The 11,642-nt window shown below is 43.3% G+C and carries 11 protein-coding genes; 4 read left to right on the forward strand and 7 right to left on the reverse strand.

Translation table 11 applies throughout. The features are described from left to right. Window positions 1-48 precede the first annotated feature (48 nt). The 3 genes from secA2 to MKY34_RS20950 all read left to right on the forward strand — a co-directional run bounded on the left by secA2 (window position 49) and on the right by MKY34_RS20950 (window position 3,715). Window positions 49-2,412 (forward strand): accessory Sec system translocase SecA2, encoded by a 2,364-nt coding sequence (gene secA2 / locus MKY34_RS20940; RefSeq protein WP_342513038.1) that lies wholly within the window; start codon window positions 49-51, stop codon window positions 2,410-2,412. After that, the gene (locus MKY34_RS20945) at window positions 2,409-3,308 is read left to right on the forward strand and encodes an accessory Sec system S-layer assembly protein (RefSeq protein ID WP_342513039.1); all 900 of its coding nucleotides are present in this window, start codon (window positions 2,409-2,411) and stop codon (window positions 3,306-3,308) included. Before secA2 ends, MKY34_RS20945 begins: the two co-directional genes overlap by 4 nt. A gap of 116 nt (window positions 3,309-3,424) precedes the next feature. Further along, complete coding sequence (locus tag MKY34_RS20950; protein ID WP_342513040.1) at window positions 3,425-3,715, forward strand: hypothetical protein; 291 nt, start codon at window positions 3,425-3,427, stop codon at window positions 3,713-3,715. Window positions 3,716-3,764: 49 nt separating this feature from the next. Here the strand turns inward: MKY34_RS20950 and MKY34_RS20955 are convergent, their stop codons facing one another. The 4 genes from MKY34_RS20955 to MKY34_RS20970 all read right to left on the reverse strand — a co-directional run bounded on the left by MKY34_RS20955 (window position 3,765) and on the right by MKY34_RS20970 (window position 8,075). Continuing rightward, the gene (locus MKY34_RS20955; protein ID WP_342515324.1) at window positions 3,765-4,457 is read right to left on the reverse strand and encodes a glucosamine-6-phosphate deaminase; all 693 of its coding nucleotides are present in this window, start codon (window positions 4,455-4,457) and stop codon (window positions 3,765-3,767) included. A gap of 294 nt (window positions 4,458-4,751) precedes the next feature. Then, window positions 4,752-6,068 carry an NAD(P)-dependent oxidoreductase gene (locus MKY34_RS20960; RefSeq protein WP_342513041.1) on the reverse strand — a complete coding sequence of 439 codons (1,317 nt, stop codon included), beginning with the start codon at window positions 6,066-6,068 and terminating at the stop codon, window positions 4,752-4,754. Window positions 6,069-6,130: 62 nt separating this feature from the next. Next, the gene (locus MKY34_RS20965) at window positions 6,131-6,337 is read right to left on the reverse strand and encodes a hypothetical protein (RefSeq protein ID WP_342513042.1); all 207 of its coding nucleotides are present in this window, start codon (window positions 6,335-6,337) and stop codon (window positions 6,131-6,133) included. Window positions 6,338-6,383: 46 nt separating this feature from the next. Further along, a complete protein-coding gene (locus MKY34_RS20970; protein ID WP_342513043.1) occupies window positions 6,384-8,075 on the reverse strand; it encodes a methyl-accepting chemotaxis protein in 1,692 nt (563 codons plus the stop codon). 270 nt (window positions 8,076-8,345) lie between these two features. Between MKY34_RS20970 and brnQ the strand changes: the two genes are divergently transcribed. Next, window positions 8,346-9,656: a branched-chain amino acid transport system II carrier protein gene (gene brnQ / locus MKY34_RS20975; protein ID WP_342513044.1), complete on the forward strand. Its 1,311-nt coding sequence runs from the start codon at window positions 8,346-8,348 to the stop codon at window positions 9,654-9,656. 213 nt (window positions 9,657-9,869) lie between these two features. Here brnQ and MKY34_RS20980 read toward each other — a convergent pair whose 3' ends face one another. The 3 genes from MKY34_RS20980 to MKY34_RS20990 all read right to left on the reverse strand — a co-directional run bounded on the left by MKY34_RS20980 (window position 9,870) and on the right by MKY34_RS20990 (window position 11,490). Beyond that, window positions 9,870-10,316 (reverse strand): DUF5643 domain-containing protein, encoded by a 447-nt coding sequence (locus MKY34_RS20980; RefSeq protein ID WP_342515325.1) that lies wholly within the window; start codon window positions 10,314-10,316, stop codon window positions 9,870-9,872. Further along, entirely contained in the window at window positions 10,231-10,473 is a 243-nt protein-coding gene (locus tag MKY34_RS20985; protein WP_342513045.1) for a hypothetical protein, read from the reverse strand. Before MKY34_RS20985 ends, MKY34_RS20980 begins: the two co-directional genes overlap by 86 nt. Before the next feature lie 279 nt (window positions 10,474-10,752). Beyond that, window positions 10,753-11,490, reverse strand: a complete 738-nt coding sequence (locus MKY34_RS20990; protein WP_342513046.1) for a glucose 1-dehydrogenase — start codon at window positions 11,488-11,490, stop codon at window positions 10,753-10,755. Window positions 11,491-11,642 lie beyond the last annotated feature (152 nt).

The raw sequence follows: 11,642 nt of genomic DNA on the forward strand, positions 1-11,642 counted from the left end.
AAAATGAGGACGGGTCCTTTCGAGGGATCGGAAAAAGGAGCGTCATGCATGTTATCTATATTTAAACGGTCAACTCACACGAGCGAAAGACAACTCCGAAAATATCGGAAAGTTGTTCAACAAATAAATAAGTTAGAACCTACATACGAAGCGATGTCAGACGAGCAGCTCACAAATATGACGGCTGTATTGAAGGAACGCATTCAATCTGGTGAAAAAATTCAAACGATTATTCCTGATGCTTTCGCCGTTGTTCGCGAAGCTTCCAAGCGAATTCTTGGTATGCGTCATTTTGATGTACAACTAATCGGCGGTATCGTACTGACAGAAGGGAATATCGCGGAGATGCCAACGGGTGAAGGGAAAACACTCGTTGCCTCATTACCTTCGTATGTCCGTGCACTTGAAGGCAAAGGCGTTCATGTCATTACAGTGAACGATTATCTAGCAAAGCGAGATTACGAGTTAATTGGGCAAATTCACCGCTTCCTCGGCCTCACTGTCGGCTTAAACGTACCGATGATGCAGAGCCCTGAAAAACAAGCTGCCTACCAAGCAGACATTACGTACGGTGTCGGAACTGAATTTGGTTTCGACTATTTGCGAGATAATATGGCTCAGCAAATCGACCAAAAAGTACAGCGCCCGTATCATTTTGCCATCATTGACGAAGTCGATAGTGTGCTTGTCGATGAAGCAAAAACGCCACTTATCGTAGCTGGAAAAACACAAGCAGACGAAGATTTACATTTTATCGCCGCTCGACTTGCGAAGCGTTTTAAACAAGGCATCGATTTCGATTATGATGATGAAACAAAAGCCACTTCCCTAACTGAAACAGGCATCGAAAAAGTCGAGAAAGCTTTCGGCATCGATAACCTCTATGATTTAGAGCACCAAACACTGTACCACTATATGATTCAAGCCGTACGCGCATTTGTCATCTTCAAACGAGACGTCGATTATATCGTCAAAGAACAAAAAGTGGAACTTGTCGATATGTTTACAGGACGTATTATGGAAGGTCGTACGCTATCTGATGGACTCCATCAAGCAATTGAAGCGAAAGAAGGCCTGCCCATTACCGAGGAAAACAAGGCGCAAGCACAAGTGACCATTCAAAACTATTTCCGTATGTATCCGAAGCTCTCCGGAATGACAGGGACTGCTAAGACACAGGAAAAAGAATTCCGCGAAGTATATGGCATGGATGTCATTCAAGTTCCGACAAACCGCCCACGCGCGCGTATCGACTCGCCTGATCTTGTATTCGACACCATTGAACATAAATACGAAGCAATGGCGAAAGAAGTTGCCAAACGCCATCAAACTGGGCAACCCGTTCTTGTTGGGACGACATCTATTTTACAGTCAGAAAAAGTTGTTGAATACTTAGACCAGCACAAACTTAGCTATAACCTACTAAATGCCAAAAGTGTCGAGCAAGAAGTCGAACTCATTTCTCAGGCTGGACAACTCGGGCAAATTACAGTAGCAACGAATATGGCTGGACGCGGGACCGATATCGTACTTGGTGAAGGTGTCGAAGATCGCGGTGGACTGTTCGTACTTGGCACAGAAAAACACGAAAGCCGACGAGTAGACAACCAGTTGCGAGGCCGTTCCGGTCGACAAGGCGATCATGGTGAAAGCCAATTCTTCCTGTCTCTTGAAGATGATATGTTCAAACGTTTTGCTAAAGAAGAGCTTGAAAAGTTCCTTAAAAAAGTAACAACAGATGACAAGGGACTTGTCCTGAATTCAGAAGTAAGTGAACTCACTGAACGAACGCAACGCATTGTAGAAGGTGCACACTATTCTATGCGGGAGTATAACTTAAAGCTCGATGACGTCATTAATGACCAACGAGAAGTGATCTATTCACTCCGAGATCGAGTGCTTGAACGTGAAGCTATTCTAGAGCAATTGACAACGATGCTATCCGAGACTGTTGAGTTTGTGGTCTTTGATAGTTGTCCACCAGAAGATATCGCGGATAACTGGGATTTCGAACGGATTGAACAAACGATGAATGGCTTATTATTAGCGCCTGTCACCATCCCACGGACCCTTGATAAAACAACTGACATTCTGAAACTCTATGAAATACCACTTGCGGACTTGCTTGACTACGTTGAGTCATTCGCTGACAATGAACAAGTCAATCAGCTCATTCCACAAGTGATGCTGTCATATATCGACTCCATGTGGATTAAACACTTAGAAGTGATGACACGCCTGAAAGAAGGAATTGGTCTCCGTTCATATGGACAAGAAGACCCGATGCGAATTTATCAACGAGAAGGCCTCGAATTATTCGGTCGTCACTATCAAAAACTCCGTCGCAATATCGCATCTGAGGTAATTGGCTTCATGAAACGCATTATGGAACAACGGGAGGCACTACAATGAAACTTTTCTCATTTTTTAAAAACGCTGAAAAAACCGGATTAGATAGCACAATCGGTTCAGAAGAAATTCTCGACAATGTAAACGATGCTGCAACGACAAACGAAATCGAAACGACACTATCTCTACATCCGGAATGGAATGTGCCGCAGGAGCAAGAGTACGTCTTCCGCTTCCTGTCGAATGAACTTGAGCCGCTACAGCCGAACCAAATCTCTTTATCGGGTATCGACATCGATGTGGAGCCTGCAAATGGTAGCTGGCTCGTCAAAGCCTTTTTCCGTTCTTCTCTCGACCAACCGATTTCTGTCGATTCAGTTGAACTGATGTTACTTGATGAAGAAGGACATACACTGGCATCCGACGAATTCAATTTAGCCGAACTAGGCGATATTCCAGCGCGCAGTGCAAGACCTTGGGTGTTCGTCTTTACGAAGGACAATATTTTCTCGGAACAACCACCTACAGAAAATTGGAAACTAGCATTCAATGTTCAATCAATGGTGCCGCATAAGCTCGAATTGGAACAGGCATGGGAAGATGGTTTACCGGAGGAACAGAAAGAAGCTCTTGCAACTGTTGTTGCAGGTCTTCCCAAATTGAAACCGCGTGAAGTGAACATTAGTGGATTCCAAGTAAAACAACAAGAAGATGGTAGCATTGCTGCATCTGTTTTCATCCGCAATGGACATTCTAAACAAATCAATATCGAGCAACTCCCACTTGAATTACTCGATGCAACTGGTGATTTAATCGCACGTGGTTCCTTTACACTTGACTCTTTATCTGTCAAAGCAAATACGACGAAACCATGGACGTTCATCTATCCGAAAGAAATGATTCAAAAAGAAGATCCGGACTTTTCTCGTTGGACAGTCCGTGTACCCCAACAAAATTAAACAAAACGCAAGGCCCCAGAAGAAATGGTGCCTTGCGTTTTTTATTATCTACAGGTTTAACAGACTAGATTTCGGGAAAACAAGTGGTAATACAAATTTAAGTGGAGGCGGGCAACGTGAAGCACAAACCTATTTTTTCAGTCATCGAAAAAGAGACGTTTCATGATGCAACAGACTCGGCGGAACAAACAATAGATGATTTACAAGCATATAGACTGCGCCATCCCGAACAACGATATAGCAGAAGTCACCTTGACCCTGCTGCGGGAGACTATGAACCCATCATTCATGGAAAAGACTTTCATCCCGAACCAATTATCCCTAATCATGACCTAGAAAAAAAGTCGATTATCCTATTTAACCATTTCCATACCACGCTGAATGATATACACCCGAATACCCCTTAACAACAAAAAAGACAGCACCCTATTTCCCCGGGTTGCTGTCTTTTCGTTATTAGAGTTCAAGATCCGTAATGACCGTTACGTCTTGATGATGTAATAATTGCGTGATGGAACATTCTAGTGTGATATTTCCTTCAAGTAATGTCTTAAGTGCAGCACGTTTCTTTTCACCAAAGGCGAGTATTAGAATCTTTTCTGCACGCATAATTGAAGCAATCCCCATCGTTAGAGCTGTTTTTGGAATTTCCTCGTTGTTATCAAAGTATTGACCGTTTACACCAAGTGTCGACTCTGTCAATTCTACAGGATGTGTAACCGAGTCCGCAGGCGTTCCAGGTTCGTTGAACGCAATATGGCCGTTTTCACCAACGCCAAGTAATTGAATATCCAATGGATTTGCTTGCAAAAGTGCTTCATAAGCCGCACATTCTTCATCTAAATTAGTCGCCATTCCATTTGGAATATGCGTTTCTTTGAATTTTTTCTTACTGAAAAGATGCTCTTTCATAAAGTAATCATAGCTATTCGGATTCGAAGCCTCAAGGCCAACATACTCATCTAAGTTAAACGCAGTCACTTGCGTGAAATCTAAGTCTGATTCCGTCCACTTTTTATAGACTGGAATCATCGTACTACCTGTCGCTAGGCCGAGTACGTCAAGACGTCCATTGTCAAGTTCCTCTTTCATGATCCGGAAAACATGTTCCGCACCTTGTTCAGGGCTTTCAACTTTAATAAGTTTCAAATTTTCCATATCAATCAACCAACTTCCTAAAAAAATTTTGTTCCTTTGTAAGTATAATTCCCACAAATCATACGGTCAATTCCTACACGAGCCCGACTGTTGCAAAATCAACTCATTTTTCTTCCTCTTCCCCCATTATTTCCATCTCCAACAGCATTTTGTCAAACTTATGAAGAATAGATGAACAAATTGTGATGTACTCGTTTATAATCAAATATCGCCCCAACGTCTAGCTCCATACCAGACGTTAGGGCGTTTTTCATTTTATGATACGACTATTCATGTTGCGACTATTTAGTTTTGACCATTCGCTACACGCTCTACTGCTGCCGCTACGTTTTGATGGACGTTCGGGTCAAGTGGATGTGGAACAAGGTCTCCCGGCTTTGTGCTGTCAACGATTGCGAGTGCTGCTGCAATCAACATTGGGTAGGTAATTTCCTTAGCATGTGCATTGAGCGCACCACGGAAAATGCCCGGGAAGCCAAGAATATTGTTGACAAGGCGTCCGTCTGCCGCAAAAGCCGCACCTGCTTTTAGCGCTACTTCTGGCGCAATTTCAGCATTTGGATTAGACAATGCTAAAATAATTTGGCCTTTGCGTACTATTTCTGGATTAATGAGGCCTGCAACACCCGTTGTTGCCACGATAATATCACAAGACGCCATCAATTCTTCTACCGAATCAACAACCGTTCCGCCATAGTTCACAAGTCTTTCGCATGCTTCAACGTTTCGATCAACCCCGCGCATCTCCTTGACACCGTAAGCCATCAACATACGGCTAATCGCCAGGCCTGCAGCGCCCAGACCGATTTGTCCGACGACGGCGTTAGCTAGCTCTACACCTGATTGTTTACACGCTGAGATAACAGAAGCCAATGTAACAACGGCTGTTCCATGCTGATCATCATGCATCACTGGAATCGACAGCTCTGCCTTCAAACGCTCCTCGATTTCAAAGCAATGTGGTGAACCAATATCTTCGAGTAAAATCCCGCCAAAGCCTTTGTGAATATGCTTCACCGTTTCAACAACCTGATCAGGATCGCTCGTATCGAGTAGAATTGGAATACCACTAATCCCCGCAAATTGGTCGAATAATACCGCTTTCCCTTCCATTACAGGCATTCCTGCGACAGGGCCAATATTACCAAGTCCAAGAATCGCCGTACCATCTGTCACGATGGCAACCGTGTTGGAAATACCCGTGAAGTATTTTGCCTGCTCTGGATCATTCTCAATCACTTTACAAACATTCGCTACGCCCGGTGTATACACACGACGTAAGTCGCCAAGTGAACGAATTTCAAAACGGCCTTTCATATGAATTTTACCGCCTTCATGTGCTTGCAATACGTCATCTGTCACAGCTTGCACACTGATACCTTCGCCAATCGCATTAATCGCTCCAACAATTTGTAGCAAATGTCCTTCGTTCGAACATTGAACAGCAAGATCGCGGATTGTAGACAACGTTCCGACTTTTATCGTTTGAATATCACCAATATCTCCTCCTAACTGCCCGATGGCCGTTGCCACTTTCGCAAAGTTCCCGGGTAATGAAGGTGTCTCGATAATAAGATTGCGCATAAATTGAACTTGTTCCATTGGAAAACCTCCTGAGTATGAATCCTTCTTTCATTCTACACTTCAGAGGTTGTACGTACAACTTATTTCGACAGGTGGAAATAAAAGTAGCTGTGGATACGCGCAATGCGGTGGGTAAACCACGTAATATGGCGCGCGAACCGCGCAATGCCAAGCGCAAACCACGCAATACAGCACGCGAACCGCGCAATACCACGTGCAAACCACGCAATACAGCACGCAAACCACGCAATACAGCACGCGAACCGCGCAATACAGTGAGCAAACAAAACAGCCGCAATCTGTCACATCATGTGACAAATTGCGGCTGCTTACTTATGAGTGTTGTTCAATCGCAAAGCGCTTCACAGAGCCTTCCAGTTCATCAGAAAGCGTAGATAGCTCGCCTGCTCCTTCTCTCATCGATTCAACTTGCGAAGAAGCCTCTTCTGCGGATGCTGTCGTTTCCTCGACACCTGCGGCTGATTCTTCGGCAATGGATGCGACTTCTGTTACCCCTTCTGTTAACTGTCCACCAATTTCCTCGAGGTGTTCCAAATCTGCTGACATGGTATTCGTCAGTTCATTCATCTCCGTCACTAATGTTGTAATTTTCTCAAATACAACACCTGTATCAAGCACTTTCTGCTTCCCATCAGCAACGCTCTGATAACCGCTTTCTAACGCTTTTACCGCTGTTGACGAGCCTGCTTGCACAGTGTCGACAATCGTAGTAATTTCGCTAACAGAATTCGCAACTTGTTCCGCCAATTTCTTCACTTCATCGGCTACAACGGCGAAGCCTTTACCATGTTCCCCTGCGCGTGCCGCCTCGATTGCAGCATTGAGCGAAAGTAGGTTGGTCTGTTCAGCAATTTCACTAATGACTGTCACCAGCTCCGATATTTCCTTCGTCTGATGATCCAATTGTTTAATCGTTTCCACAGAATCATAGACAACTGCGTAAATATTATTCATTTGGCTTACAGAACTCTCCATCATTTCATTACCACTAACCGTCTGTTGCAAGATTGCTCTAGAAGACGTAACGAGATTATTGCCCGCCTCATTCGCATGTTGAATGTCTTCAAAAACACTGCCGACCATTTCCGCCATATTGGAAGCCGTGTTCGCCTGTGCTTCTGCGCCCGCTGCTAGCTGTTCCATCGTCGCTGCGATCTGGCTTGCCGAATCACTGACAACACCAGCCATTTCCGACAAATCTGTACTATGATTGTTCACCTGACGGGAAATCGCAATCGTCCCCAACAAAGTCTGTTGCATTTGATCTTTCATTCTATTGATCGCGTGAATTTGTTGTCCAACCTCGTCTTTGAGCTTTGTTTCCAAAGGAGGATCATTTAAAATTCCTTCCGCCATGCGCTCCATGCGTTGTGAAACGGTTATAACTGGTCTCGAAATGCTACGTGCCATATAAAAACTGATAGCGACAGCGAGAATAATAACAATCGCTGCAATAATCAAGTTCCATAGTTGCGTGCTTTTCCCCGCCTCTACACCAGCAACTCCATCAGCTACAATGATGTCTTGTCGCGTCACAGTTAGCTCGTTGAAACCTGCCATAATTTCAAGCCCAAGTGGCTCAGCAATTTCACGATCGAGACGTTCAGCTTCCTCTTGATTCCCTGCCTTCACGACCGGGAATACTTGGTCTGTCAAAACGCGACGCCATTCGACACTACTTTCAATTAAGCGCTTGACGTCCTCCGAGTTGGACGTTCGCTCAAGATCCTCTTGAAGCCCTATACTCGCTTCTGTTAAACGGTTGAATTCATCGACATATTTTGTATCTCCATAAAGCAAATATCCTCGGGCCATTGCCACTCGTTCTGCTACATTAAAAGCAAGTCTTGAATCGGTAATGAGCATCGGCAACTGTTCATCGGTAATATCTTCTGATGTTGCAACCATGCTTTTAATACCTGCTGCACCATATAATGCTAAAATAACCGTAAGTAAAATGACTACCCCAAAGCCACTCCAAATCTTTGCACGAATCGTTTTCATCTCAACGCCTCCCTTTTATGTATACCTATAATATCGGTCTCTCGAATTAAAAATTAAGCCATTATTTTTCTAAATTGATACTTTACTATGCATTTTGGTCAAATTTTGTCTGAAAAACAGCTCAATAGAACTATATTTATGCCTATAATGACATACTATTTATTCTTTCTCACAAATGCTGTCGAATTTATTGGACGATTCCCCTTCTTGTCATCTATAATGTAAAATGGAGATTTTCGTTTTACATTATATCAAGGAGTTGCAATTTACTTGTCTTTACAAAAGAATTTCGTAATCGGGCTTATGCTTTTCGCTTTGTTCCTCGGTGCGGGTAATATTATTTTCCCACCACTTCTCGGACAAATGGCGGGCGACGAACTTTTCGTTGCCATGATTGGATTTCTCATCACTGGGGTTGGCCTCCCGCTCATTGCAGTCCTTGCGATTGCCAACTCAGGTGGAAGTCTACAAACAATTGCTAGCCGGGTTCATCCTCTTTTTGGGGCTGTATTTACGATGGTCATCTATATGGCAATCGGACCTTTTTTCGGGATTCCACGGACGGCCACAGTATCCTATGAAATTGGGATTGTTCCTTTTCTACCCGAATCGATTTCAACTGCTAACTGGCCACTCGCCCTATTCACAATCGTCTTTTTCGCCATTACGGTAGCGCTCGCGCTAAATCCTGCGAAACTTGTCGATCGTATCGGGAAAGTGCTAACTCCCATCCTATTTATTGTGATTGGAGCACTTGCAGTGAAAAGCATCGTTACACCTATCGGGGAAATCGGATTACCACAAGGCGATTATGTCACACAGCCATTTTTCCGTAGTTTTGTAGAAGGCTATTTGACAATGGATGTCATTGCGGCACTCGTTTTCGGAATTGTCGTGATTAACGCGTTAAAAGCAGAAGGCGTAACCGAAAGACCTGCGGTTATGAAAGCGATGATTTTCGCTGGAATCGTTGCAGCAATTGGAATGGCACTCGTCTATGTCTCACTTGCTTATATTGGCGCAACAAGTATCGACGCAATTGGCATTCAACAAAATGGCGGAACGGTTCTTGCACTCGCTTCAACTGTTTTATATGGTTCTCTTGGGACAACGATTCTCGCCCTTACCATCATTTTCGCTTGCTTAACCACATCGATTGGACTTGTATCTGCGTGTGCACAATTTTTCGTACAACTGCTACCGCAGTATTCCTATAAGACTTTTATTTTCATCTTTGCGGGCTTCAGTGCGCTCGTTGCAAATGTTGGATTGACACAGCTTATTTCATTTTCAGTACCTGTGCTATTGATGATTTATCCACTTGCGATTGTCTTAATGCTCATGTCATTCGTAGACAAACTATTCGGAAGAGCGCCAATTGTCTATATTTTAGCACTCCTTGCAACTGTGTTCGTCAGTATTTTTGACGGGCTGAAAGGAGCTGGCATTGACGTCAAGCCGGTCACTTCCGTACTCAAACATCTACCACTCTACGAACAGCAGATTGGTTGGCTCGTTCCCGCAATTGTCGGGGCACTTATCGGGGTTATCCTTATCCCGTTTACTAAAAGACGAGCATAGTTTTCAGAACTTTCGGCGATTATTGTCATTTAATGTTAAAGTATCTATTATTGAAACTTGATGGCTTATCGAAAAACGATTCATTTTAATCAATCAAAACCGGCTTCCGTTTTTTTACTGGAGCCGGTTTTGATACAAGAAGTGGTGAACTGCTTTACGTTAGCTTAAGTGCACAACGCCGTTTGGACCTATCCAAACGGCGTTGTTGTATGTTTATGGAATTTCCACTGTGAAACTGTCAAACGTGATGCCTTTGTCTCGATAGCGCTTAATGTCAATTTCGACTTCATTGTCCTCTTCGTCCATTTCCGTTAGGCTTCTCGGTATGGTCATATAAGGCGTAATCGTCAATGTTTTCACTTTGTCTTTAATCGGATCATAAAGCCCGCTATCAGACCAATGCATTTGTCCATCTACCGTCTCCCCAAAGCTATCACCTGTTTGAAAAGCCAATTCATTTCCCGCATCATCAACTACTTTGAAGTCAATATATTGCGTTAACAAATCATTCGTTTCCGACTCTGTATAGACCTTATCGAATGTAAGCAGTACACCTGCCGGGCTTATTTTCAAATCAGGTACGCTTAGCGTAAAGCCCCCACTCTCTTGCCGATGATTGACTGTGACAAGCTTCGTATTGGTTTTCGTACTGACAGGTATAGAGCGTTTCTCGAAACACTTCTAACGCCTCATCTTCGTTCTTCATATAGACAAAGGCCATTTTATACAACTTCTCTTTTTCTTCATGGACAAGCGCCTGAAATGCATCTTTATCACCTTTTTTAGCACGCGCCACAAGCTTCACCTTCGTAGTCACCAAAGCCCCCCTTTCTCTTTCTCCCTTATTTGATAAAACAAAGGTACAAAACGATTCAAATATGTATGTGACTCCGTTTAATTCAAGTGTAGGCAAAATTCTTTATGTCTCCATAATGATAAAGTTGAACTGATGATTTTCATCAACTATCCAGTAAAGACGGCGCCGAGCATTGTTAGAAAGATTCTTTTGTTTAATTGTAGCTCTCCATAAATTTAACTATACACAAAAACCGCTACGCATCGCGCGTAGCGGTTTTTGTGTATAACTATTAATGACTTATCGAGCAGAAAATCCGCCGTCAATAACAAGCTCTGCACCTGTAATGTATGATGCTTCGTCTGATGCTAGGAATAGTACTGCGTTACCAACATCTTCTGGTTGTCCAAGACGATTAAGTGGCGTCATTCTGATCAAGCCCTCAAGTGCCGCTGCAGAGGACTGCAAGTTCGCAACCATTGGCGTTTCGATAACACCTGGGAATACTGCGTTTACGCGGATTCCATCTTTACCGAACTCTGCCGCTGCTGCACGTGAAATCGCACGAACTGAACCTTTAGATCCAGAATATGGATTGTAACCCATACCAACTAGCGCTGTATAAGAAGCAATATTAACGATTGAACCTTGTCCAGCTTCCTTCATGTGAGGAACTACGGCACGCATACCCGCGTATGTACCATATCCGTTAATGTCGTGAATACGTTGCCAATCTTGTATTGTAATTTCGTCCATTGTTTTTTCAGTAGAGATGCCTGCACAGTTGACAAGAATATCAAGCTTACCGAATTTATCAGCTGCCGTTTTTACAGCCTCTTTCCAGTTTTCATCGTCTGTTACATTCAATTTTACATAGTCAACATTTTCAACATCTTCCCATTTAGCTTGAAGCGCTTCTGTGTTAATGTCTGCAGCTATAACTTTCGCACCTTGAGCTACAAACAATTTCACCATCATTTCACCCATACCGGATGCGCCACCTGTAATAAATGCTACTTTATCTTGTAATCTTGTCATGAAAATCTCTCCAATCCAATATACTTTAACATCTAAATAATAGGCTGTATTGAACAAACTTGCAATTATTTTGACTTCATCCTTACTTGTGAATAAGTCACTGTAGATTGACTAGACAATCTTGAACCCTTGTCACTCCAACATTTGTTAGC

This window comes from Sporosarcina sp. FSL K6-1522, assembly GCF_038622445.1.
In the GTDB taxonomy this organism is placed as follows: domain Bacteria; phylum Bacillota; class Bacilli; order Bacillales_A; family Planococcaceae; genus Sporosarcina.

What these genes read in the sequence shown, in the direction of transcription:
- MKY34_RS20970 (WP_342513043.1), bottom strand. Translation starts at nt 8,075, where the DNA reads ATGAAAACGATTCGTGCAAAGATTTGGAGTGGCTTTGGGGTAGTCATT.
- secA2 (WP_342513038.1), top strand. Translation starts at nt 49, where the DNA reads ATGTTATCTATATTTAAACGGTCAACTCACACGAGCGAAAGACAACTC.
- MKY34_RS20945 (WP_342513039.1), top strand. Translation starts at nt 2,409, where the DNA reads ATGAAACTTTTCTCATTTTTTAAAAACGCTGAAAAAACCGGATTAGAT.
- MKY34_RS20990 (WP_342513046.1), bottom strand. Translation starts at nt 11,490, where the DNA reads ATGACAAGATTACAAGATAAAGTAGCATTTATTACAGGTGGCGCATCC.
- MKY34_RS20960 (WP_342513041.1), bottom strand. Translation starts at nt 6,068, where the DNA reads ATGGAACAAGTTCAATTTATGCGCAATCTTATTATCGAGACACCTTCA.